This window comes from Pseudonocardia aurantiaca (assembly GCF_039526725.1).
Taxonomy (GTDB): domain Bacteria; phylum Actinomycetota; class Actinomycetes; order Mycobacteriales; family Pseudonocardiaceae; genus Pseudonocardia; species Pseudonocardia aurantiaca.
Genome location: NZ_BAAAJG010000029.1, coordinates 258,381 through 280,967 on the forward strand (window position 1 = coordinate 258,381; position 22,587 = coordinate 280,967).

General features: G+C 72.4%; 26 protein-coding genes. 20 read left to right on the forward strand and 6 right to left on the reverse strand.

All coding sequences use genetic code 11. The features are described 5' to 3' along the window. Positions 1 to 20 precede the first annotated feature (20 nt). On the forward strand, positions 21 to 926 hold the full coding sequence (locus ABD143_RS37020) for a fumarylacetoacetate hydrolase family protein (RefSeq protein WP_343988135.1): 906 nt from the start codon (positions 21 to 23) through the stop codon (positions 924 to 926). Beyond that, a complete protein-coding gene (locus tag ABD143_RS37025) occupies positions 923 to 2,389 on the forward strand; it encodes an aldehyde dehydrogenase (NADP(+)) (protein WP_343988138.1) in 1,467 nt (488 codons plus the stop codon). The genes ABD143_RS37020 and ABD143_RS37025 overlap by 4 nt, the downstream gene beginning before the upstream one ends. Positions 2,390 to 2,398: 9 nt before the next feature. On the opposite strand, the gene ABD143_RS37030 is transcribed toward ABD143_RS37025, so the two are convergent. Beyond that, entirely contained in the window at positions 2,399 to 3,232 is an 834-nt protein-coding gene (locus ABD143_RS37030; protein ID WP_343988141.1) for a hypothetical protein, read from the reverse strand. Positions 3,233 to 3,364: 132 nt separating this feature from the next. Beyond that, positions 3,365 to 4,339, reverse strand: coding sequence for a helix-turn-helix transcriptional regulator (locus tag ABD143_RS37035; RefSeq protein ID WP_343988580.1), 975 nt, complete (start codon positions 4,337 to 4,339; stop codon positions 3,365 to 3,367). Positions 4,340 to 4,533: 194 nt separating this feature from the next. On the opposite strand from ABD143_RS37035, the gene ABD143_RS37040 reads away from it, so the two are divergent. Further along, positions 4,534 to 4,872, forward strand: coding sequence for a YybH family protein (locus tag ABD143_RS37040; protein ID WP_343988582.1), 339 nt, complete (start codon positions 4,534 to 4,536; stop codon positions 4,870 to 4,872). A gap of 90 nt (positions 4,873 to 4,962) precedes the next feature. Continuing rightward, positions 4,963 to 5,100: a DUF488 family protein gene (locus ABD143_RS37045; protein WP_343988144.1), complete on the forward strand. Its 138-nt coding sequence runs from the start codon at positions 4,963 to 4,965 to the stop codon at positions 5,098 to 5,100. Here ABD143_RS37045 and ABD143_RS37050 read toward each other — a convergent pair. Next, complete coding sequence (locus ABD143_RS37050; protein ID WP_343988147.1) at positions 5,097 to 5,768, reverse strand: maleylpyruvate isomerase N-terminal domain-containing protein; 672 nt, start codon at positions 5,766 to 5,768, stop codon at positions 5,097 to 5,099. The genes ABD143_RS37045 and ABD143_RS37050 overlap by 4 nt on opposite strands. Positions 5,769 to 5,837: 69 nt before the next feature. On the opposite strand from ABD143_RS37050, the gene ABD143_RS37055 reads away from it, so the two are divergent. The 5 genes from ABD143_RS37055 to ABD143_RS37075 all read left to right on the forward strand — a co-directional run bounded on the left by ABD143_RS37055 (position 5,838) and on the right by ABD143_RS37075 (position 10,515). Beyond that, positions 5,838 to 6,050 (forward strand): hypothetical protein, encoded by a 213-nt coding sequence (locus ABD143_RS37055; protein ID WP_343988150.1) that lies wholly within the window; start codon positions 5,838 to 5,840, stop codon positions 6,048 to 6,050. A gap of 121 nt (positions 6,051 to 6,171) precedes the next feature. Next, positions 6,172 to 7,842 carry an FAD-dependent oxidoreductase gene (locus ABD143_RS37060; RefSeq protein ID WP_343988152.1) on the forward strand — a complete coding sequence of 557 codons (1,671 nt, stop codon included), beginning with the start codon at positions 6,172 to 6,174 and terminating at the stop codon, positions 7,840 to 7,842. Between the two features lie 8 nt (positions 7,843 to 7,850). Next, a complete protein-coding gene (locus ABD143_RS37065) occupies positions 7,851 to 9,290 on the forward strand; it encodes an ATP-binding protein (RefSeq protein ID WP_343988155.1) in 1,440 nt (479 codons plus the stop codon). A gap of 7 nt (positions 9,291 to 9,297) precedes the next feature. After that, entirely contained in the window at positions 9,298 to 9,714 is a 417-nt protein-coding gene (locus ABD143_RS37070; RefSeq protein ID WP_343988158.1) for an OsmC family protein, read from the forward strand. A 69-nt stretch (positions 9,715 to 9,783) separates the two neighbouring features. Then, entirely contained in the window at positions 9,784 to 10,515 is a 732-nt protein-coding gene (locus ABD143_RS37075) for a cysteine peptidase family C39 domain-containing protein (protein ID WP_343988161.1), read from the forward strand. Between the two features lie 389 nt (positions 10,516 to 10,904). Here ABD143_RS37075 and ABD143_RS37080 read toward each other — a convergent pair whose 3' ends face one another. After that, positions 10,905 to 11,933 carry a LacI family DNA-binding transcriptional regulator gene (locus ABD143_RS37080; RefSeq protein ID WP_343988163.1) on the reverse strand — a complete coding sequence of 343 codons (1,029 nt, stop codon included), beginning with the start codon at positions 11,931 to 11,933 and terminating at the stop codon, positions 10,905 to 10,907. Between the two features lie 108 nt (positions 11,934 to 12,041). Between ABD143_RS37080 and ABD143_RS37085 the strand changes: the two genes are divergently transcribed. Genes ABD143_RS37085 through ABD143_RS37120 form a run of 8 tightly spaced genes read left to right on the forward strand, consistent with a single transcriptional unit; the run spans position 12,042 to position 18,978 of the window. Beyond that, positions 12,042 to 12,881, forward strand: a complete 840-nt coding sequence (locus ABD143_RS37085; RefSeq protein ID WP_343988166.1) for a BtpA/SgcQ family protein — start codon at positions 12,042 to 12,044, stop codon at positions 12,879 to 12,881. After that, positions 12,824 to 13,786 (forward strand): carbohydrate kinase family protein, encoded by a 963-nt coding sequence (locus ABD143_RS37090; RefSeq protein WP_343988169.1) that lies wholly within the window; start codon positions 12,824 to 12,826, stop codon positions 13,784 to 13,786. The genes ABD143_RS37085 and ABD143_RS37090 overlap by 58 nt, the downstream gene beginning before the upstream one ends. After that, complete coding sequence (locus tag ABD143_RS37095) at positions 13,783 to 14,790, forward strand: substrate-binding domain-containing protein (protein ID WP_343988172.1); 1,008 nt, start codon at positions 13,783 to 13,785, stop codon at positions 14,788 to 14,790. The genes ABD143_RS37090 and ABD143_RS37095 overlap by 4 nt, the downstream gene beginning before the upstream one ends. 4 nt (positions 14,791 to 14,794) lie before the next feature. Continuing rightward, a complete protein-coding gene (locus ABD143_RS37100; protein WP_343988174.1) occupies positions 14,795 to 15,535 on the forward strand; it encodes an ATP-binding cassette domain-containing protein in 741 nt (246 codons plus the stop codon). Further along, positions 15,532 to 16,557, forward strand: a complete 1,026-nt coding sequence (locus ABD143_RS37105) for an ABC transporter permease (protein WP_343988177.1) — start codon at positions 15,532 to 15,534, stop codon at positions 16,555 to 16,557. Before ABD143_RS37100 ends, ABD143_RS37105 begins: the two co-directional genes overlap by 4 nt. After that, entirely contained in the window at positions 16,554 to 17,591 is a 1,038-nt protein-coding gene (locus ABD143_RS37110; RefSeq protein WP_343988180.1) for a phosphotriesterase family protein, read from the forward strand. Before ABD143_RS37105 ends, ABD143_RS37110 begins: the two co-directional genes overlap by 4 nt. A gap of 2 nt (positions 17,592 to 17,593) precedes the next feature. Further along, on the forward strand, positions 17,594 to 18,343 hold the full coding sequence (locus tag ABD143_RS37115; protein ID WP_343988184.1) for a glutamine amidotransferase: 750 nt from the start codon (positions 17,594 to 17,596) through the stop codon (positions 18,341 to 18,343). Continuing rightward, positions 18,340 to 18,978: a TenA family protein gene (locus tag ABD143_RS37120; protein ID WP_343988187.1), complete on the forward strand. Its 639-nt coding sequence runs from the start codon at positions 18,340 to 18,342 to the stop codon at positions 18,976 to 18,978. The genes ABD143_RS37115 and ABD143_RS37120 overlap by 4 nt, the downstream gene beginning before the upstream one ends. A 3-nt stretch (positions 18,979 to 18,981) precedes the next feature. On the opposite strand, the gene ABD143_RS37125 is transcribed toward ABD143_RS37120, so the two are convergent. After that, on the reverse strand, positions 18,982 to 19,602 hold the full coding sequence (locus ABD143_RS37125) for an FMN-binding negative transcriptional regulator (protein WP_343988190.1): 621 nt from the start codon (positions 19,600 to 19,602) through the stop codon (positions 18,982 to 18,984). A 46-nt stretch (positions 19,603 to 19,648) separates the two neighbouring features. On the opposite strand from ABD143_RS37125, the gene ABD143_RS37130 reads away from it, so the two are divergent. From ABD143_RS37130 to ABD143_RS37140, 3 genes are all read left to right on the forward strand, one after another. Beyond that, entirely contained in the window at positions 19,649 to 20,008 is a 360-nt protein-coding gene (locus ABD143_RS37130) for a hypothetical protein (RefSeq protein WP_343988193.1), read from the forward strand. A 43-nt stretch (positions 20,009 to 20,051) separates the two neighbouring features. Next, positions 20,052 to 21,500 carry an HNH endonuclease signature motif containing protein gene (locus ABD143_RS37135; RefSeq protein ID WP_343988195.1) on the forward strand — a complete coding sequence of 483 codons (1,449 nt, stop codon included), beginning with the start codon at positions 20,052 to 20,054 and terminating at the stop codon, positions 21,498 to 21,500. Between the two features lie 117 nt (positions 21,501 to 21,617). Continuing rightward, a complete protein-coding gene (locus tag ABD143_RS37140; RefSeq protein WP_343988197.1) occupies positions 21,618 to 21,878 on the forward strand; it encodes a hypothetical protein in 261 nt (86 codons plus the stop codon). Positions 21,879 to 21,929: 51 nt separating this feature from the next. Here ABD143_RS37140 and ABD143_RS38440 read toward each other — a convergent pair whose 3' ends face one another. Then, on the reverse strand, positions 21,930 to 22,493 hold the full coding sequence (locus tag ABD143_RS38440; protein ID WP_379659771.1) for a GNAT family N-acetyltransferase: 564 nt from the start codon (positions 22,491 to 22,493) through the stop codon (positions 21,930 to 21,932). Positions 22,494 to 22,587: the final 94 nt, after the last annotated feature.

The following is a 22,587-nucleotide window of genomic DNA, read 5'->3' on the forward strand; positions in this document are numbered from 1 at the left end:
GCAGCAGACAGGAGTCGTGCATGGAGATCGTCCGCTACGTCGAGCCGGGGGCGGCGGAGCCCCGGGTCGGGGTGCGCCAGGACGGGCGCGTCACACCGGTCGGCTTCGACAGTGTCGGTGCGCTGCTCCGGGAGCCGGTTGCCACCCTGCGAGAGAAGCTCGGTCCGGCGGGCTCCGAGGTCGACGCCGCTGAGGTGACGTTCCTCCCGCCCGTCGACGGCCGCACGGAGGTGTGGGCGGCGGGCGTCACCTACGAGCGTTCCCGCACCGGGCGCGTCGAGGAGAGCAGCGCGGCCACCATCTACGAGAAGGTCTACGACGCCGAGCGCCCGGAGATCTTCCTCAAGTCCGTCGCGTGGCGGCTGGTCACCGACGGCGAGCCGGTGGCCCTGCGCGCCGACTCCAAGCTCGACGTGCCGGAGCCGGAGCTGGCGGTCGTCGCCAACAGCGCGGGCGAGATCGTGGGCTACACCGTCTGCAACGACATGAGCTCCCGCTCCATCGAGGGCGAAAACCCGCTCTACCTCCCGCAGGCCAAGATCTACTCCGGCGCCTGCTCGGTGGCCACCGGCATCCGGCCGGCGTGGGAGGTCGACACGAGCGACCTGGCGATCACCATGCGCGTGGTGCGCGACGGCGAGGTCGCCTACGACGGCGAGACGAGCACCGCCCGACTGCATCGCACGCTCGAGGAGCTCGTCGCCACGCTGTTCGAGCCCACCGACTTCCCGGACGGCGCCGTGCTCTCAACGGGCACCGGCATCGTCCCCGAGATGAGCTTCTCGCTCGCCGAGGGCGACGTGGTCGAGATCGAGATCGAGCAGGTGGGCACCCTGACCAACCCCGTCGTACGGGGCCGCGAACCGATGACCTGGCTGGTCGACGCGCTGGAGCGTCCCGGCACCAGGAGGAAGGCGCAGCAATGAGCACCGTTCCCGGCACCACTCCTGAGGAGCTCGAGTCCGTTCTGGCCGCGGCCACCCGCGCCGCCGGGCCGCTCGGCACCCTGCGTCCGGCGGAGCGCGCAGGCCTGCTGCGCGCGGCCGCCGACGCGCTCGACGCCGCCGCGGACGAGCTGGTCCCGCTCGCGATCGAGGAGTCGTCGCTCCCGGAGGGCCGCCTGCGGGGCGAGGTCGCCCGCTCCAGCGGCCAGCTGCGGCTGTTCGCCGAGGTGCTGGAGGAGGGCTCCTTCCTCGAGGTCATCCTCGACAGTGCCGACGCGGGCGCGAAGCCCGTGCCGCGCCCCGACCTGCGCCGGATGCTCGTGCCGCTGGGCCCGGTGCTGGTCTTCGCCGCGAGCAACTTCCCGTTCGCGTTCTCCGTGCCCGGCGGCGATACTGCATCCGCGCTGGCCGCGGGCTCGCCCGTGGTGATCAAGGCGCACCCGGGGCACCCGAAGCTCTCCCAGCGCACCGGCGAGGTGCTCGTGGAGGCGCTGCGCGCCGCGGGCGCACCCGAGGGCACGTTCGCGGTGATCCACGGCATGGACGTGGGCACGACGGCACTCACCGACCCGCGGGTCAAGGCGGCGGCGTTCACCGGCTCGGTGAAGGGCGGGCGGGCGCTGCTGGACATCGCCACCACCCGCGCGGAGCCGATCCCGTTCTACGGGGAGCTGGGCAGCCTCAACCCGGTGTTCGTCACGCCGGCCGCCGTCGCCGCCCGCGGTGACGGAATCGCCGACGGCTACGTCGGCTCGTTCACGCTCGGTACCGGGCAGTTCTGCACGAAGCCCGGCCTGTTGTTCCTCCCGGAGGGCCACGGGCTGGAGGAGCGGATCGCCGCCGCCGTGCGCGGCACCGCCCCGGCGGGGATGCTCAACGACCGCATCCGCGAAGGCCACGCGCACGAGCGCGACCGGCTTGAGGGCCTCGGCCCGGTGCGCACCCTCGTGCACGGCGCCGACAGCGACGCCGGGGTGGCGCCCACGCTGCTCGCCACAACAGCGAAGGAGCTGCTCGCCGACCCGGACGCGCTGCTGCAGGAGTGCTTCGGCCCCACGTCGATCATCGTGGAGTATGCGGGTCAGGACGAGGTGCTCGCGGCCGCGGAGGCGTTCGGCGGCAACCTGACCGCCACCATCCACGCCGAGGACGGCGACGCCGCCACCCTGCCCCCGCTGCTCGACGTGCTGCGCGAGCGCACGGGCAGGCTCGTCTACAACGGCTGGCCTACCGGCGTGGCCGTGGCGTGGGCGATGCACCACGGCGGCCCGCACCCGGCCACGACGGCGTCGGTGCACACGTCCGTGGGCGCCACGGCGGTGCGGCGTTTCCTGCGCCCGGTCTGCTACCAGGACACGCCCCAGGCCCTGCTGCCCGAGGCGCTGCAGGACGGGAACCCGCTGGGCCTGCCGAGGCGGATCGACGGTGTGCTGACCCCGGCCTGACCCAAGGCGTCACGACCAGATGACCAGGCGCTCGTCCTGGGTGACGCCGATGAAGAAGGACAGCGAGAGGCGGCCGACGCCCCCGGCGCACGGCAGCACGCGGTGGTAGCCACGCGGGTCGAAGATCAGCGCGGCGTGTTTCGCGGGGCTGACGTCGACGGAGCCCGCACCGTCGGGGGGCGGGGCGTCGGCGCCACTCGCCCAGATGCGGGTCTCGCCGCCGTGCGGGACGTCGCTGAGGACGAGGTCGAACGCGAGCTGGCCGAGGACGGGACCGCCGAGGATCCCTGCCGGGAACTCCTCGGCGACGTCGTTCCGGTGGACCGGCGTGCCGGTGTGGGTCTCCCGGAGGACACCCCAGTACAGCTCCCGGCCGTCGACCGTGGTGGCCGGCGCGACGCTCGTGGCGAAGACGCCCGCGAGCCGGGCCCGGCAGCAGTCGCGCAGGTCCCGGACCTCTGGGACCGCGTCGTCGACGAGCATCGCGTCGGCCGCCCGCTCCCAGTACCGGTCGGACAGCTGCCCGTTCACCCGGTGCTCGGCGAGCGTCGGGCCGTACAGCGGTGCTGCTGACCCATACGGCGCTGACCCATATGGCGCTGACCCATATGGCGCTGACCCATATGGCGCTGACTCGTACAGCGCTGACCCGTATCGCTCCGCGCCGTCGTAGGCAGAGGTGGATGGATGGCCGAACCCCGCCGCGACGGAGGCGCAGATCTCCCAGGTGAGGTAGGGGGCGAGGACCAGCGCGCGCAGCTCACCGCCGAGCAGCGCGTGCAGGTCGTCGAGCTCGGCCTGTTCGGGCCTGCAGCGCACCACGAGATCGTCGGCTCTCGTCATCTCGAATGCCTCTCGCGGCTCGGCGATTGTCCGAAGCGCGGTTCATCGTACCGACCGGCGGTCGCCGATCCCCGCTCCTTCGGTGGTTTGCGGATGCCGCCCTCGCCTGGCAGGTGAATCGCCCTTCAAGTCTCAGGATGACACTCCGTAGCAGGTGGCGATCGCGGCGGCGCGGTCGCGCAGGGCGGTGCGTAACCATTGCGGGGCCAGGGCTTCCGCGCTCGTGGCGAGCTGCCACAGTGCCCATTCGGCGTGTCTCGGATCGCTGAAGGTCACCTCCAGTCGCAGCCAGCCGTCCGCGTCGGGTTCCTCGGCGCGGACGGCCAGCGCGGTGCGCACCAGCTCCTCCCGCCGTGCCGCGTTCATCCGTACCAGCACGGTGACCTGGTCGCCCCTGGTCCGAAACTGCGTGCTGCGTTCCTGCCAGGCCCGGTCCAGATCGACCCGGTCTGGTCGCTGTGCGGGTTCGGCGAGTTCCTCGGCGGCCAAGACCCGGGACAGCCGGTAGGTGCGGTCTGCGCCAGACTTCGTGGCCAGCAAGTAGCCCTGGTCGCGTACGGTGACCAGGCCGATCGGGTCCACCGTGCGCCACTTCGGGGTCTGGTCCACAGCCGCGTAGTGGATGCGCAGCTTGTGCCCAGCGAACACCGCGCGCCGGATCTCGGTCACTATGGTGTCGGGCACCACCTCAGCGACCAGCCGGCGCGAGAGGAGGTCGGTCTCCGGGTCGATGAGCAATCGCTGGGCCGCGCCGGCCGCGGTGGCCCGATAGCTTTCGGGTAGGGCGTCAACCACCTTGCGCATGGCCGAAGCGAGCGCCGAGCCGAGGCCGAATGCCTGCGCGCCGCGCCGTGATCCGGCGACCAGCAAGGCAAGCGCCTCATCGTGGTTCAGTCCGGTGAGCTCGGTCTGGAAACCGGGCAACAACGCGAAACCGCCGTGCCGGCCGCGTTCGGCGTAGACCGGGACGCCAGCCGCGGACAGCGCCTCGATGTCGCGCAGCACGGTGCGGGTGGACACCTCCAGCTCGTGGGCCAGCGTGGCCGCAGACAGCCGACCGCGCTGGCGCAGCAGCAGCACCAGCGAGACCAACCGGTCGGCCCGCATACGAAAAATTATGCCAGGAATACACGACACAAGATGTCGTGATTGGCTGGGAGGCTCTCCAGCATGATCCCGGCAAAAGGTACCGGCCCCCGACCGCCCTACCTCGACGCCCTGGCCTGGGTCCACCAGCCGGCCATGGCGGTCAACCGTTCTTGTCCGACCCCTGCGGCACGGTGCTCGGCATGACGAAGATGGTGGCTACCGAGCCCAATGACCTGGGCAGATACTTCATCGAGCGCGCCAACGCCGGCGACGTCGACGGGCTGGTGGCGTTGTACGAGCCGAACGCCGTGCTGGCGTTCCCGCGGGGCAACCTCGCGACCGGACACGCGGAGATCCGCAAGGTGTACGAGCAGTTCGTCGCGGCCGCGCCGGTGCTCTCGCCGGGCAGGCAGCATCCAGCGCTGGTGAGCGGCGACCTGGCACTGACAGCGTCCACGCTGACCACCGGTGAGGTGACCGTCGAGATCGCCCGTCGCCAGCCGGACGGATCGTGGCTGTGGGCCGTAGACGAGCCGGCACTCGTGCCGTAGCGGGGCGGCGGTGGGCCGGCGTGACCGAGCCCACCGCCGCGCAGCGGCGTATGTACGAACGGCGCGTACGCCGCCCCGCACGGCGCGCTCGTGGCGGAGCGCCCGGGCGACTCGGTGATCGCCCTGCTCTGCGTCGAGCGCGATCCGGAGGCGTGCCACCGCTCGCTCGTGGCCGAGCGCCTGCGCGCCGAGCACGGCCTGCCGGTCACGGACCTCCGCCCGGTTTAAAGGAGGCGCAGCCCGTAGTCGGTCACGCAGCTTGAGTGTTCGGGCCGCTCGTTGTGCCAGCGCCAGTCGGTGCGCCGGGGCCTGCCGGGCAGCTCGGTGCGGCCGGTCGCCCAGCGCAGCACCTCCCACGGCGCCTGCTCGCCGACCTCGACGTCGGCCATCAGCCGGGCGAGCACGCGGGCGCACAGGTCATCGTCCGGCCGCCACTCGAGCCCCAGCCCACGGGCCACGTCGTCGACGTGCACCAGGGTCTCCAGCACCCCCATCGCCGCGGACGCCTCGGCGTCGGCGAGGCCGTACGTGTGGTAGCCCCGGGCGTCCGGCGGCGCGGCCGTGACCGCCGCGACGAGGAGGGCGCCGCACGCGGAGAGCACCGCGAGCAGGCCGTCAGGCCCGGCGTCGGGCTGGGCCTGGATCGTGTTCGGCTCCCCGTCCGGGTACCGGGGCGTCGCGAGGAACGGGAGGTAGGCGGTGGTGTCGCGGGCGGCGAGTTGCGCGGCGTAGGCGAACAGGTCGTCGGCGACGTGCTCGACGGTCTCCCAGCAGGTCCAGTCGAGCCCGCCCGCCGGCACGGACCAGTCGCGGTCCCGACCGCCGCTGAGCGCTCCAACCGCCGCCGCCACCGCGTCCCGCACGTCGTCGGCCCGCACCGGCACCCGCTCACCCATCTGCTGGACGGTAATGGAACGGCTCCGGTGTGCGATTACCACTACGACACGTGCGCCGGAGGGGGAGCGATGGAGTCGCCGCTGCAGCACGCTCGTACGGTCGCGTGGGGGGGACTGTGGTTCCTCGTCGTCATGACGTTCACGGCCGCGGTCGGCGTCATCTCGGCCGCCGCTTCGGCTGGTGAGATGCCCCCGCTCACCCCCAACGTCCGGACCGTCGTCGGCCCGTACCCGGACGGGCCCAGCTCCGCCCCGTCGCCGGACCCGCTGCGGGCCGGCTGACCCTCGCCGTCCTAGTCCCGGCGCGGGCTAGATTTCTTCTTCGCAGTCGGTGTACGGCAGCGGCACCGCGCACCGCCGCGCGGGCACAATCGACGGAGAAGCTAGTTCGGCAGGAGCCCGCATGACAGCCCCCACGGCAAAGCCCGTACTCATGACCGTCGACGACGACCCGGGAGTGAGCCGTGCGGTCGCCCGCGACCTGCGCAGGCGCTACGGCCAGGACTACCGCATCGTGCGCGCGGAGTCCGGCCCGGAAGCGCTCGAGGCGCTGCGCGAGCTGACACTGCGCGGCGAGCCCGTCGCGGCGATCCTCGCCGACTACCGGATGCCGGAGATGAACGGCATCGAGTTCCTCGAGCAGGCGATGGACGTCGCCCCGCACGCCCGCCGCGCGCTGCTCACCGCGTACGCCGACACCGACGCCGCGATCCAGGCCATCAACCTCGTCGACGTCGACCATTACCTGCTCAAGCCGTGGGACCCGCCGGAGGAGAAGCTCTACCCGGTGGTAGACGCGCTGGTGGAGACCTGGCGGGCGGTGGGCATCCGCCCCGTGGACGAGATCCGCGTGCTCGGCCATCGCTGGTCGGCCGAGTGCTTCGCGGCGCGCGACTTCCTCGCCCGCAACTCCGTGCCCTACCGCTACTACTCCATCGACGAACCGGAGGGCGCCCGGCTCCTGGAGGCCGCCGGCGCCACACCCGAGGACGTTCCGGTGATCGTCATCGCTGACGGCACGCCCTTGCTCTCGCCCACCGACGCCGAGATCGCCAGCGCGTGCGGGCTGACCACCGACCCCGTCTCCGACTTCTACGACCTGATCGTGATCGGCGGCGGCCCGGCGGGGCTCGGGTCCGCGGTCTACGGCGCATCCGAGGGGCTGCGCACGGTGCTCGTCGAGCGGCAGGCCACGGGCGGGCAGGCCGGGCAGAGCTCCCGGATCGAGAACTACCTCGGCTTCCCCGACGGGGTGTCGGGAGCCCAGCTGACCGACCGCGCGCGCCGGCAGGCCGCGAAGTTCGGCGCGGAGGTGCTCACGGCCCGGGACGTCGTCGCGCTGGAGGCGCGCGGCTCGGCGCGGGTGGTCCGGTTCGGCGACGGTAGCGAGATCGCCGCCCACGCGGTCGTGCTCGCCACGGGGGTGTCCTACCGGAGCCTCGACGCGCCGGGGGTGGCCGACCTGACCGGCCGCGGCGTCTTCTACGGCTCGGCCGCCACGGAGGCGCCGGGCTGCCGCGGCGAGGACGTCTATATCGTCGGTGGCGCCAACTCCGCAGGCCAGGCAGCTGTGTTCTTCTCGAGGCACGCCGCGACCGTCACGCTCGTGGTGCGCGGGGCGAGCCTCGAGGCGTCCATGTCGAGCTACCTGATTAAGCAGATCGAGGGCATCGACAACGTCGTGGTGCGCACCCGCTGCGAGGTGGTGGAGGCCACGGGCGAGGGGCACCTGCAGACGTTGCGGCTGTGCGACCGCGACAGTGGCACTGTGGAGGCGGTGAAGGCGGGCTCGATGTTCGTGTTCATCGGCGCGGCACCGCGCACGGACTGGCTGGACGGGGTGGTGCAGCGCGATGAGCGCGGGTTCGTGCGCACCGGGCCCGACCTGATCGTCGACGGGCAGCGGCCGCCGGGCTGGCCGCTGGACCGCGACCCGTACCACCTGGAGGCGAGTGTGCCGGGAGTGTTCGTGGCCGGGGACGTGCGGGCCGAGTCGGTCAAGCGCGTCGCTTCGGCCGTAGGGGAGGGCGCGATGGCTGTCACGCTCGTTCACCGCTACCTGGCGGAACAATGAGCGAGCTCTTGAGCGATTCATCGGCGCAGCACCTCGCGCCGGAGGAGCTGCGGACGCTGTTCCTGTTCACGGACCTCACCGACGAGCAGGTCGGGTGGGTCTCCACCAACGCCGAGATCGTCAACGAACCGGCAGGCAAGGACATCGTCGTCGAGGGTGAGCCGGCGCGCTGCTTCTACGTGCTGCTCGCCGGCACCGTCTCGATGAGCCGGCTGGTGGGCGCCGAGTCGGTCGAGACCACCCGCACCGACCAGCGCGGGGTCTACTTCGGCGATGTCCAGTTCTACGTCGACAACGAGACGCCCCGCGACTACCCGGCGTCGGTGCGCGCGATCACCGACGCCACGGTGCTCGCCCTGCCGGCCCGCGAGTTCGCCGCGGAGTTCTCCCGCTGGTACCCGATGGCCGTGCACCTGCTGGAGGGGCTGCGGCTGGGGATGAAGCGCGGCAACTCGATGCTGGCCGAGCGGGAGCGGCTGCTCGCGCTGGGCAAGCTCTCGGCGGGCCTCACCCACGAGCTCAACAACCCCGCCGCCGCGGCCGGCCGCGCGGCCGACACCCTGCGGGACAAGGTCGCCGGGATGCGCGCCAAGCTCGCCATGATCGCCGACGGGCGGATCGCGGGCGACCAGCTGAAGAAGCTGGTGATGGCGCAGGACGAGTTCGTCAAGAAGGTGCGAAGCGCCCCGTCGATCTCCGCGCTGGAGGCCTCCGACCGGGAGGACGAGGTGGGCGACTGGCTCGACGACCACGGCATCGGGGGTGGCTGGGACCTCGCGCCGGTGTTCGTGGCGGGCGGGCTCGGCGTCGAGGACATGGAGGCCGTGTACGCCGCGGCCAACGAGACCACGCTCGAGGGGGCGATCCGCTGGCTCGCCTACACCGTCGAGACCGAGAGCCTGCTGCGCGAGATCCTCGACGCCACCACGCGGATCTCCGACCTCGTGCTCGCGGCCAAGCAGTACTCGCAGATGGACCGCGCCCCGTACCGCTTCGTCGACGTGCACGAGGGCCTCGACGCCACCCTCGTGATGTTCGGCCGCAAGCTGGGCGAGGAGCGCGGGATCGGCATCGTCAAGGACTACGACCGGAGCCTCCCGCTGATCCCGGCCTACTCCGCCGAGCTCAACCAGGTCTGGACCAACATCATCGACAACGCGATCGACGCGATGGGCGACGGTCCCGGCACGCTGACCGTACGCACGTCCATGTTCGACGAGTGCGTGCAGGTGGAGATCGGTGACACCGGGCCGGGCATCCCGCCCGACGTCCGGGCGCGGATCTTCGAGCCGTTCTTCACCACGAAGCCGGTGGGGCGCGGCACGGGGCTCGGCCTGGACGTGAGCTACCGCGTGATCGTCTCCCGCCACCACGGCGACATCTCGGTGGAGTCCGAGCCGGGCGACACGCGGTTCCGGGTGCGCCTGCCGGTCACCGAGGAGCCGTGACCGCCGGATGACGATGCAGATCCCGATGGCGACCGCGCAGGCTCGCCTAGCGTCCGAGGCCGGTCGGGCCGTCGAGCTGTCCCTCGGACCGCACACCGTGGTGGCCGACCACGCCGAGCGCGGCAGCGGCAAGGGGCCCACCCCGCTGGAGCTTCTGACGGCGTCGCTGGCCGCGTGCAGCGCGATGTCGGCACGCACGCATCTGGAGCGCGACGGCGACCCCGGCGACATCGAGGTGATCGTCACGCTGGACGCAGGCCCGCCGACGCTGCTCTACCGGCGCGTTCTGCTCGGCTACCGCCTCGACGCGGGGGAGGCCCATCAGCTCGCCGACGCGCTGGAGCGCACCGAGCTGACGATGATGCTCAAGCCCGCTTTCTCCATCCGCACGCAGATCGAGCACGCGGGCGATCCGCTGAACTGAGTGCATCGAGGAGCGCGCTGAAAAGCTCCCTCCTAGACGAATTCTGCGGAAATATGGCACGGTGCCGGCATGGTATTCCCTTATGTCGGTTCCGGTCCGTACTGCTACGCCAATTCCGCCGCCATGCTGATGGGGGTTGCCGCGCCCGAGCCGTCCGCGATCGAGGTGCTCACCGGGTCGCCGTTCGGCCTGTCCCTGCACGAGGGGCTCGCCTACTTCGACCCGCTCGGCTGGAATCCGGAAATCGGCCTGGACACGGCGCTTGACCTGCTGGGGTGGACGTGTGAGCGGGTGGCGGGCGGGTCCGCGGCCGACGCCGTGCGGCGGCTGCGGGACGCGGGCGGACCCGTGCTCGCCGGGCCGGTCGAGATCGGGCTGCTGCGCCACCACCCCGGATCCGGCACCCCGGTGGAGTCCGACCACTTCGTGGTGGTGATCGGAGCCGAGGACGGCCACGTACATTTCCACGATCCGCACGGCTACCCGTTCTCGACGCTGCCCGTCGCCGAATTCACGGCGGCCTGGGAGTCGGTTTCCTTCGCGTATCCGGCCGTACCGTTCACGATGCGGTCGGATTTCCGGCGCGTCCGTGCCGTCGACGTGCCGGACGCGCTGCGCGCGTCGTTGCCCGCCGCCCGGCAGTGGCTCGCCCCGGCCGGTGAGATGCCCGCCGCGGCCGCCCTGCGGTTCGCCGATCTCGTCGAGGACGGGCTCACGCCGGGGCAGGAGGCACCTCGTCCATTTCGCCGTGCGGGTGGGCGCGCGCCGATTGGCCGACGCCGCGCCCTAGGAGCGCGCTGAAACGCTCGGGCCTACTGCGCGACGTCCAGGCAGCCACCTCGCCGCGTTGTCGTCGGGCCCGATACAACAGCGGTATCGGGCCTCTCCCGTCAGGTGACCCGATGCGATGCGGCCACCTGGACGCCGCTCGCTACGGCCGGAGCTTTCAGCACCCTCCTAGCTCGCCCGGATCGGGTGCGGTGCCGCGGCCGACGTGGCCGCCCGCCAGGCGCGCCTGGTCGGCGGCCTGCAATACCCCCTCGTGACAGGTGACCGGTCGGCGGCTGCCGGTCTGCTGCGCCGCCTCGCGCCCACCTACGGGGAGCTGCGCGCGGCCCTCCCGGCGGGTCGAGGCCGCGAGTTCCGGTTGCGCTTGCAGGCTGAGCCCATGCGCAACCGACGCGGTGGCCTCAGCCCCCCGTGCTGGCCCGCACCACGAGACTCGGCTGCAGCGCCAGCCTGCTCAGCGGCCGCTCGCCGGCGCGTTCGGCGTCGGCCAGCAGGCGGACCGCCTCGGCCGCGATCTCGACCTGCGGCTGCCGCACGGTGGTGAGCGGCGGGTCGCTCAGCGCCGCGAAAGGGATGTCGTCGAAGCCGGTGACGAGCAGGTCGTCCGGCACCCGCACCCCGCCTGCCGCGCAGGTCTGGAGCACGCCGAGCGCGATGAGGTCGTCGGCGCATGTGACGGCGTCGGGCAGCGACGGCCCGGCGAGCAGGCGCTGCATCGCCTCGCGGCCCCACTCGATCGAGTACTCGCCGAGCAGCATCCCGCCGGGGGCGAGGCCGATTCCGAGTCGGGCGCTGTGCTCCTGGAACCCGGCAACGCGCAGCTCGGTGGAGGAGCTCGTCAGCTCCGAGCTCACGAAGGCCGCGGTGCGCACGCCGCGCTCGGCCAGGTGCTCCAGCAGGAGCCGCAGCGCGGCGTCGTCGTCGACGCCGACCCAGTCGCTCTCCACGCCCGTGACGTAGCGGTCCACCTGGACCAGCGGCAGCTCGCCAGCCGCCCACGACACCGCGCCGGTGCTCTCCGTGCCGTGCACCGGGCTGATCACGATGCCGTCGACCTGCCGCGCCACCAGGCTGCGGAGCCGCTGGGCCTCCAGCGCGGGGTCGGAGCGGGACGAGCAGAGGAAGAGCTGTCTGCCGCTGTCCTGCAGCGCGTGCTCGACACCCTCGACGAGGGAGGTGAAGAACGGGTTGGTGATGCTCGGCACGACCATCCCGACGGTGTCGGTGCGGCTGCGCCGCAGGGCGCTGGCGATCCCGTTCGCGGAGTAGCCCAGCTCCTCAGCCGCCTGCCTGACCTGCTCGACCACGGCGGGGGAGACCCGCTTCGCCCCGGAGAGTGCCCGGGAGACGGTGGCCGTGGAGACGCCGACGCGCGCGGCGACCTCCCGGATCGTCACCCTCGCCACCGCGGCCTCCCGTCGTCGTCGCAACAGAAATGTAAACGATTGCCTCTTCCCGTCCGGCAGGGCGTGAGTTTAAGGTCTCGCCGCGAGGTAATCGATTGCCCGGCGTCGGCCGGGCGTAGTCAAGGAGGTGGCGTGACGGGCTCCCTCGGGGTCTACCCGCCCAAGCCGTCGGCGGTCGCCGAGCTCTTCGGCGCCGGTCCGGTGCTCATCGGCGCCGTGCACCTGCCCCCGCTCCCGGGCAGCCCGTCCTACCGCGGGGAGCCGGTGGCGCAGATCTGCCGCTTCGCCGTGGAGGAGGCGCGGGCCTACGTCGACAACGGGTTCGACTCCGTGATCGTCGAGAACCACTGGGACATCCCGTTCCTCAAACCTGGCGAGCACGGCTACGAGGTGGCGGCCGCGATGGGCGTGATCACAGCGGCCGTGGTGGCCGAGCTCGGGCCGCACGTAGGGGTCAGCGTGCTGTCCAACGCGGGAGAGTGCTCGGTGGCCTCCGCATGGGCCGCTGGGGCGGGCTGGGTGCGGGTCAACCAGTGGGCCAACGCCTACGTCGCCAACGAGGGGTTCATCGAGGGGCAGGCGGCGCGCACCACCCGCTACCGCCACACGATCGGCGCCGACGGCATCCGCGTCTTCGCCGACGTGCACGTCAAGCACGGGGCGCACGCCATCGTCGCCGACCGGACGCTCGCCGAGCAGACCGAGGACGCCGAGTTCTTCGACGCCGACGTGCTCATCGCCACCGGCTCCCGCACCGGCCACGCCACCTCCGTCGACGAGGTGATCGGGATCCGCTCGGCCACCCGGCTGCCGGTGATCGTCGGCAGCGGGATCGACCCGGCCAACGTCGCCGAGCTCTTCGCCGAGTGCGACGGCGGGATCGTCGCGTCGGCGGCGAAGGAGAACGGCCGCTGGTGGGGCCGGGCGTCCCCGGACCGCGTCCGGGCCGTCGCGAGGGCCGCCGGCAAGTGATCGTCTTCTGCGGGTACGCCAACCTGGACGTCGTCGGCCGCGTGCCGCACTTCCCCCGGCCCGACGAGCGGGTGCACGCCTCCGCCGTCGAGCACCTGCCGGGCGGGATGGCGGCGAACGCGGCTGTCGCGGCGGCCAGGGCGGGCGCCCGCGTCGCGTTCGCCGGGGCGCTGGGTGGCGACCCGCTGTCGGACCGCTTCCTCGCCGAGCTCGTCGCCGAGGGCGTCGACACCGCGTGGAGCGACCGCTCGGCCTTCCTCTCCACGGCCATCGTGCTCGTCGACGCGGCCGGCAGGCGGTCGGTGATCAGCGAGGACGACGGGCTCGGCGGCGCGCACGTCACGGTGGCGGCCGACCGGCTCGCGGCCGCGGGTGGCGGTCTGCTCTACCTCGACGGCTATCGCGCGGCGGCGGCAGCGGCGGCTGTGCGGCCCGGCGTTGCCGTAGCGGTGGACCTGGACGGCTGCGACGACCCGGCCGACGCGCTCCGCGCGGTGCGCGCTGCGACACACGTGGTGGTGGGCAGGCACCGGCTGGAGTCGTTCGGCGTGCCCCGCGACGGCTGGTCCGCGCTGGCTGCAGCGTCGGGCACCGTGCTCGCCGTCACCGACGGGGCCAGCGGCTGGACGCTCTGCACACCCGACGGCGCTGTCGTAACCGGTGCCGCCCTCCCCGTCGACGTCGTGGACGACACCGGCGCGGGCGACTGCTTCACAGGCACCTTTCTCGCCGGGATCGACGATGGGCTCCTGACCGCCGAGGCCGCCCGCCGCGCCGGTGTCGCGGCGAGCCTGTCGTGCACGGTGCCGGGCGCCCGTGGGGCGCCAACCCCGGACCTCGTCGGCGTCGCGCTGCGCCGCCTGCCCCCCGACCTGCCCCAACCCCTGCTGGAGGACCCCACATGAAGCGCATCCTCGCTGCGGCCGCGGCCGCCTGCATGCTCCTGCTCGCCGGTTGCGACAGCGCGCCGCCCCCATCCGCGGACCAGCCGAATGCTGCGGCACCGGCAGGGCTGCCGGTGCCGCAGGCCCAGCCGAAGGGCTGCACAACGACCGACGGGCCGATGAAGATCGCGCTCGTCACGATCAACCTGCAGGCACTGTTCTTCAACCAGATCAACTCCGCGGCCCAGGCCATGGCCCAGCAGCACGGGGTCGACCTGCAGATCATCTCGGGCAACGACGACTCGGTGACGCAGGCCGACGCGATCGACAACCTCGTGGCCTCCGGCGTCGACGCGATCATCGTGGACGCCGTCGACACCGAGGGCATCAAGCCCGCGATCCGGGCGGCCGACGCCAAGGGCGTGCCGGTGGTCGCGGTGGACTCGATCGTGGACGACCCGGCCGTCGACGCGCAGGTCGGCACCGCGAACGCCGACGGCGGCAAGCAGGTCGGTGAGCTGCTCGCCCAGCAGGCGGGCGGCACGGGTGAGGTCGGCATCGTGGGGGCGCTCAACAGCACGATCCAGCTCGACCGCCAGCGCGGGTTCACCGACGCGGTCTCCGCCGGCGGGATGACGGTCGGCACGGTGGTGGACGGCAAGAACATCCAGGAGAACGCCCAGTCCGCCGCGGAGAACCTGCTGACCGGCAACCCCAACCTGCGCTACGTCTACGCGACCGGCGAGCCGGCGTTGATCGGGCTCGCGGCCGCCGTGCGCAGCCAGAGCGCCCAGGACCGGATCAGCGTGACCGGGTGGGACCTCTCCGTCCCTGCCGTGGACGGGCTCAAGGCCGGCTGGATCAAGGCGGTCGTCCAGCAGAACACGTTCGAGTTCGGCTACCAGGCGATGTCCTCGGCCATCGACCTGGCCTGCGGCAACCCCGTGCAGCGGGACAACCCGGTGCCCACCCAGATCGTGACGCCGCAGAACGTCGACCAGTACAGCTACTACCTGGAGTCCTGAGGCCATGACCGACGACCTCCTCGTGGAACTGCGCGGGATCACCAAGTCCTACGGACCGGTGCGCTCGCTGCGAGGCGTCGACCTGTCCCTGCGCCGCGGGGAGGTCCTCGCCCTCGTGGGAGACAACGGCGCCGGCAAGTCCACGCTCATGAAGGTGCTGGCCGGGGCCGTGCAGCACGACGACGGCGAGATCCGCGTGCACGGCCACCCCGTGCGCTTCGCCAAGCCGGCCGACGCCCAGGCCGAGAAGATCGGGATCGTCTACCAGGACCTGGCGCTCTGCGACACGCTCGACGTCGCGGGCAACCTGTTCCTCGGCCGCGAGCCGCGGCGCGGCCCGTTCCTCGACCGGCCACGGATGCACGCGGCGGCGGCGCGGATCCTCGCCGAGCTCGACGTGAAGGTGGCGAGCACCCACCAGGAGATCGGCACGCTCTCGGGCGGCCAGCGCCAGACCGTCGCCATCGCGCGAGCGGTCTCGTTCGCCCCCGACGTGCTGATCCTCGACGAACCGACCGCGGCGCTCGCCGTCGCCGAGGTCGAGTCGGTGCTGCGGCTGGTGGGCGAGGTCGCTGCCCGCGGGGTGGGCGTCATCCTCATCACCCACCGCCTGCAGGACATCTTCCGCGTCTGCGATCGCGTCACCGTCATGTATGAGGGGCAGAGCGTCGACGACGTGCCGATCGGCGAGCTGAACATCGAGAAGCTCGTCGGCCTGATCACACGGCAGGAGGAGCCGGTATGACCACCACCGCGCAACCCGCCCCGGCAACCGCGCAGCTCGCCCGGCCGCCGTCATGGTGGGCCCGGGCGAACAAGGCGACGGTCGTGATGGCCGTGGTCACCTTCGTTGTGGGCGTGGTGTTCGCCGTCGCCGACCCGAACTTCCTCAGCTTCGCCAACATCTCCAACCTCGCGACCCAGGTGGCGCCTGCGCTGATCGTCGGCGTCGCGATGACGTTTGTGATCACCGCGGGGCAGATCGACCTGTCGGTCGGCTCGATCGTCGCGTTCGTCTCGGCCACCTGCGCGCAGCTGCTGGTCGCCGGCTGGGACTCCTCGGTCGTACTCGTCGCCGGGCTGCTCATGGGGCTCGGCTGGGGGCTCGTGAACGGGTGGTTCGCCGCCTACCAGGGCATCCCGGCGTTCATCGTGACGCTGGCGACCCTGTCGGTGGTGCGCGGCTTCGCGCTGCTGCAGACCGAGGGGTTCTCGGTGCCGATCGAGTCGTGGACGTTCTTCGCGCGGTTGGGCGGCGCGCGCTGGCTCGGCTTCTCGATCAGCGCGTGGATCGCGGTCGCCGTGACGATCGTCGGGCTCGTACTGCTGCATCGCACGCGCTTCGGCCAGTACGTCGTCGGGATCGGGGCCAACGAGGAGTCGGTGCGCCGGGCGGGCGTGGACGTGCGTCGGGTCAAGATGCTCGCGCTCGGCTTCTCCGGGCTGGCTGCGGGCGTGGCCGGCATTCTCATCGCCGCCCGGCTGGGCTCCGGCTCGGCCAACTCGGCGCAGGGCTTCGAGCTGACGGTGATCGCCGCCGTCGTGCTGGGTGGGACGAGCCTGCTCGGCGGCCGCGGCACGGTGGTCGGGACGCTCATCGGGGCCGTGCTGACCGGGGTGATCGCGAACGGGCTCACGCTGGTAGGCGTCAGCCCGTTCCTCACGCCGATCATCACCGGCTGCGTGCTGATCCTCGTCATCTGGATCAACCTGCGCAGCGCGGGCGTGGCCGAGCTGGTGCGCAGGCTGACAGGCCGCTCCTCGTGACGCTCGTCGCGACCGTCACCGGCGACGTGGACGCGGCCGACCTGGGGCTGGTGCTCCCGCACGAGCACCTGGGCAACGACATCTCGGCAGCGTTCCGGCCCTCGGCCGACCCACGGGTCGCGGCGCTGCTCGACGGACCGGTGCGCGCCGACCTGGCGTGGGTACTCACCGACCACCCGTACGAGAGCCTCGACAACTGCCGTCTCGACGACGACGCTGCGGTGGCGGCCGACCTCGCCGGGTTCGCCGCCGCCGGCGGGCGGACGATCGTCGACCTGACCCCGCCCGGCCTCGGGCGCGACCCGGAACGGCTGCGGCGGCTCTCGGAGGCGTCGGGCGTGCAGGTGGTGATGGGTTCGGGCTGGTATCTGGAGGCCACCCACCCGGCCGGCCTCGCCACCGCGTCCGTCGACCTGCTGGCCGAGCAGCTCGTCGCCGAGTTCGATGCGGCGCGGGAGATCCGGCCGGGGGTGATCGGCGAGATCGGCGTCTCTCCGGCGTTCACCGAGGCCGAGCACCGCGCCCTGCGGGCCGCGTGCCGCGCGCAGCGGGAGGTGCGGGTGCCGCTCTTCGTGCACCTGCCCGGATGGCAGCGCCGCGCGTTCGAGGTGCTCGACGTCGTGCTCGGCTCCGAGGGCGTCGACCCGGCCGCCGTGGTGCTCTGCCACATGGACCCCTCCGGCGACGACCCCGGCTACCAGCGGGCTGTCGCCGAGCGGGGTGTCCACCTGGAGTTCGACATGATCGGCATGCCGTTCGACTTCCCGGGCGAGGGCCGCTCGCCCGCCCCCCACGAGACCGCCGCCGCGATCGTCGCGCTGGTGGAGGCGGGCCATGCCGACCGGCTGCTGCTCTCCCACGACCTGTTCCTCAAGGCGATGCTCACCCGCCACGGCGGCAACGGGCTCGCGTACGTGCCGCTGGCCTTCGCCGACCGGTTGCGCCGTGCCGGGCTCGACCCCGCGCTCGTGACCTCCCTCATGACCGACAACCCGCGCGCCCTGTTCGAGGGCGCCGCACCGGAAGGACCCTGACGTTGGCCCGCATCCTCATCGCCGGCGAGAGCTGGATGACCACATCGACCCACGTGAAGGGCGTCGACGCGTTCTCCGTGCACTCCTACACGGAGGGGGTCGGCCCGCTGCGGGACGCGCTCGTCGCGCGTGGGCACGAGGTGGTGCACCTGCCGGCGCACCGGGTGCCCGGCGAGTTCCCCGGCGACGCGGCGGCGCTCAGCGCGTACGACCTCGTGGTGCTCTCCGACATCGGCGCCAACTCGATCCAGCTCGCCCCCGCGGTGTTCGAGCGGGCCGAGCCCGGCGAGGACCGGCTGGGCGCGCTGCGCGACTGGGTCGGCGACGGCGGCGCCCTGCTCATGGTCGGCGGCTACCTGTCCTTCAGCGGGTTCGAGGCGAAGGCGGCGTTCCGCCAGACCGTGCTCGCCGACGTGCTGCCCGTGACGATGCTCGCCGAGGACGACCGCGTGGAGCGCCCCGCAGGCGTCGTCCCGACCGTGGTGGAGGCGGGGCACGCGGCGCTCGGCGGCGCGGGGGAGTCGTGGCCGCTGCTGCTCGGCTACAACCGGGTCGTCGCCAAGGAGGGCGCCGAGGTGCCCGTGGTCGTCGGGGACGACCCGCTCGTCGCGCTGGGGACGTTCGGGGCAGGCCGGGCGGGCGCGTTCACGTCCGACTGCTCGCCGCACTGGGCACCGCCCGCCTTCTGCGAGCAGTGGCCCGGCTACGCCGACCTGTTCGACGGGCTCGTGCGCTGGCTGGCGAAGGCGTGACAAGCCGCTCGGCCGCGCTGCTGGACCGCAACGCCGCGCTGCTGGACGCGGCGTGCGCGATCCGGTTCGTGCGCGAGGCCACCGACGGCACCCTCGCCGCCGCCGACTTCGCCCGCTACCTCGTGATCGAGGAGGCGTTCGTGCTCACCGCCTCGCGGGTGCTCGGGCGCGTGGTCTGGGAGTCGACGGGCTGGGCCGACCTGCTCCCGCACGCCCGGTCGCTCAGCAACCTCGTCACCGAGCAGCGCGACTACTTCGCCGGGCTGCGCGGCCGCTGGCCCGTCCCCGACGGCGTGGCGGCGGATGCCCTTCGGCGCTCCGCGGTGCTCTCCGACGTGGTGCTCGACCAGGTCGCCGGGGGTGGCCGGGCCGCCGCCGTGACCGGGATGCTCGCCGCCGAGACGATGTACACGCGCTGGTGCACGGCGGCGGCCGGCGTGCCCGCAGAACGAACCCCCGACCTGCAGGTGTGGATCAACCTGCACACCGAACCGGCGTTCCTCGCCCAGGTGGACGCCCTGCGCGCCGACGTCGACGCCCTCTACCCGGCTGTCGTGCCGGACGCGCAGCTCGACCGCTGGTTCGCCGGGGTGCTGCGCGCCGAGATCACCTTCCACGAGGCGGCACACGCCTGACTCTTACCCGCGGGACGCCCGGACCGCCGCGGCCGTAGCGGTGTCGCCGCGTGCCTCCAGGCCAGCGATCACGCCGTCGACGTCGGCGGCCGGGCGGTTCTGGCTCATCTTGACCTTCGCCTCGATGCGGCTGACCACGAGCTCCACACCGACGATCGCGCGCAGCTGCCCCGTCACGAACTTCTCGGGAGGGTCGTCGACGGTCCACGGCCGCGGTTCGGCCGACTCGTGCAGCTCGGTCAGCCTGCGGACCAGCGCGGCGAGCCACGCCGGGTCGTCGTGCACGCGCAGCTCGCCGTAGACGTGCGCGGTGACGTAGTTCCAGGTCGGCACCACCCGGCCGTGTTCGGCCTTGGACGCGTACCAGTTCGGCGTGACGTAGGCGTCCGGGCCGTGGACGATCACCAGCGACTCGCCGTGCGCAGGACGCGACCACTGGTCGTTGTTGCGTGCGACGTGCCCGCGCAGGACGCCGTGCTCGCCCTCGTCGGGGTCGAAGACGAACGGGAGGAACGTCGCGACCATCCCGTCCTCGGTCATGGTGACGAGGTCGGCGGCCTGCGGGCGGGCGAGCAGCGCACGCACGGCGGCGTCGTCAGCGGCGAAGTGGGTGGGGACGTACACGGTCTGAGTCTGCGCTCCGATCCGGCCCGGCTTCTACCCTGTTCCGATGATCGAGGTGGGGACACGCAGGCGCGGGCAGCCGGCCCCGCCGCAGGTGGTGGCGGAGTCCCTCCAGCAGCCCGACCGCGACCCCGCCCGACCCTGGATGCGGCTGCTGGCCGACGAGCAGCCACCGCGGGTCGTCGAGGCGCGGCCGCCGGAGCTGGTGGTGTGGTCGTCGTTGTGGGCGACGCGGCCGGACGCTCTTGTGCGCTTCGACCTCGTGTCTGACGGGCGGGGTGGCACCGACGTGCGCTGGACGCTCCTGGTTGCCGAGCCCGTGCCGGACGCGTCCAAGCTCGGGCACCTGCGCAAGAGGTTGAACCAGCTGATCAACGCCGACCTGCGGTACAGCTACGGACAGTAGGAATCCCTTGTCGTAGATCAATTCATCAGGTACGATCGAACACATGTTCGAGTCCGCTGCGCCGCCCCTCACAGGGGACGAGCTCGCGGGTCTGGACCTGCTGACCTGGCCGGAGCCGCCGCCGGACCGGACCTGGGCGGATACCGCCCCGTCCGGGATCGCGGCGCTCGAGCTCGACGTGGATACCGCTGACCTGGCCGGCCTCTCGGATGCGAAGTTGATCGACGCGATGGTCGGGTTCGAGCGGCAGGCCGCGTGGGCCGAGGCCCGCCAGGCCCGGATCGTCGCCGAGTTCGCCCGCCGCCGGCCCCCGGACGCCAAGGACCTGTCCGGCACCGACCGCACCTGCGCCGCCAGCCCGTACGCCCCGGACGAGGTCGGGCTGGCGCTACACCTGTCGCGGTGGTCGGCGACCGGGCGGATCGGGCAGTCCCGGGACCTGGTCGAGCGGCTCCCGGAAACCCTCGGGCTGTGGGAGGCCGGAAGGTTGGACGAACGCCGGGTCGCGGCGATCTGCGATGCCACCCGCCACCTGTCGGTCGAGACGGCGCGGGCGGTGCAGGAGCGGGTGCTGCCCCGCGCCCCCGAACAGACTGTGTCTCAGTTGCGGGCGGCGCTGGCACGGGCGGTGATCGCCGCCGACCCCGAAGGCGCCGAGCAGCGGCACCAGGCCGCCCGCCGCGACCGGCGGGTCGCGGTCAACCCGGAGCCGGAGGGGATGGCGTCGTTGTGGGCGCTGCTGCCGGCCACCGACGCGGTCGCCGCCTTTCAGTGGTTGACCCGGCTGGCCCGGGGCTGCGGCGCGCAGGACCCACGCTCGATGGACGCCCGCCGCGCCGACCTGCTCGCCGCGCTCCTCAGCGGCCGGCTCACCCCCGCCACCGACCCCGGCGGCGGCGACACCGGTCCGCGGCCGGTCAGCCCGGGCAAACCCCTGGTGCAGGTCGTGATGCCCTTCACCACCCTGCTCGGGGCCGACCAGCAGCCGTGTGAGCTGGTCGGGCACGGCCCGATCACCGCCCAACACGCCCGGGAGATCGCCGCCGACGCCACCCTGCACCGGCTGGTCTACGACCCCCACTCCGGCACCCTGCTCGACTACGGGCGCGCCACCTACCGGCCCCCCACCGGGCTGGCCGACCACGTCCGCGCCCGCGACGTCCAGTGCCGCCAGCCCATCTGCCGCCGCCGGGCGATCGACAGCGAACTCGACCATGTGATCCCGTTCCCGTTGGGGCCGACGAGCGAGGCGAACCTGGCCACCGGGTGCAGCCACGACCACCACCTGAAACACAGCCCTGGCTGGCAGGTCCACGCCCTCCCCGACGGGGTGATCGAGTGGATCACCCCGACCGGGCACCGCTACCGCAGTACCCCGCACGACTACCGCGACGACGACGACCCGTTCCCCCAGGTGTGGGCGGCCAGACCACCACCCGCCGAGCGCAAACCCCAGCACCACGACCCGGCGGACGACCCGCCACCATTCTGACGCGCGGCAGGGGAGCCCAAGCCGCACGCACGCCGTCCGGCCGCTTGCGCTGCCGCTGACCGGTGCAATCTCCGTGCTGCCCCGATTTGCCGGGCGCAGGTGCGGATATCCGTTCTCATGCGCGGGCTGCGGGCATTGGCGGGGCTGCTGGTCTGGCTCCTTGCGTCGCTCCTTCTCGTGCTCGCGATCGTCCTGTCCATCACGATCCTGCTGCTGCCCGTCGGCCTCGTGCTCGGGTTCGTCGCGATCCGCCTCTACGCGGTCGGTCTGCGCCTGTTCCTCCCGCGCGGCAGGGACATCGAGAAGGGCGTGCGGAAGCAGGCGCGCAGGTGGTGGAAGAGCACGCGGAGTTCGGCGCGGGGCTTGGCGAAGCGCTAGTCGATTCTCGCTGAGGTTGAGCAGCGCGGCCGTCGTTGACCAGCGGATTGCTCAACATGACTGAGACACCGCTAGCACGTGCTCGAGGTAGAGCTCATCGAGTCGAGCGCGTACGAGACGGTCCACAATCCCGGGACGACCTCGCGCTCGCCCGTCTCGCGGAACCCCGCGCGCGTAGAGCGCTCTGGCCGGGACGTTGTCCCGCCCGGTGGAGACGACGACGGACCGATGCTCGGCGAGCTCTACGACGGCGGCGAGGAGGCGGCGACCGATGCCTCGGCGGAAGGCTCTGGGCGCGACGACGAGGCGGTCGAGTTCGATGATCTCGGTGGTCTCCGCGATCGCGGCGGCGCCTAGCAGTCCCTCGCCGTCGCGGCAGCCAATCCAGCCCAGGCCGGCGGCGACCAGGGTCGCCGGAGTCTCGTGCAGCGCGGGGATGGCGTGGGAGCCGATTAGTGCGGCCTCGACCCGGTAGGCCGCGACCTGCAGGGTGAGCAGTTCGGCGGCGAGGTGCCATCGAGCAATGACACGGTTTGTGACACGAGCTGGAGTCGTGTGGCGGCGTCCGGATTGGCCTGGAGAGGCCGAGCGCGTGGCGGTAGTTGCAAGACGCACTGGACTGCATAGACGGGCCGTCTTGCACCCGAGCAGTCACAGGTTCGAAACCTTCCGCGCCGACCGCTAGGTCAGGTTTAGGGTGACGTTCTCG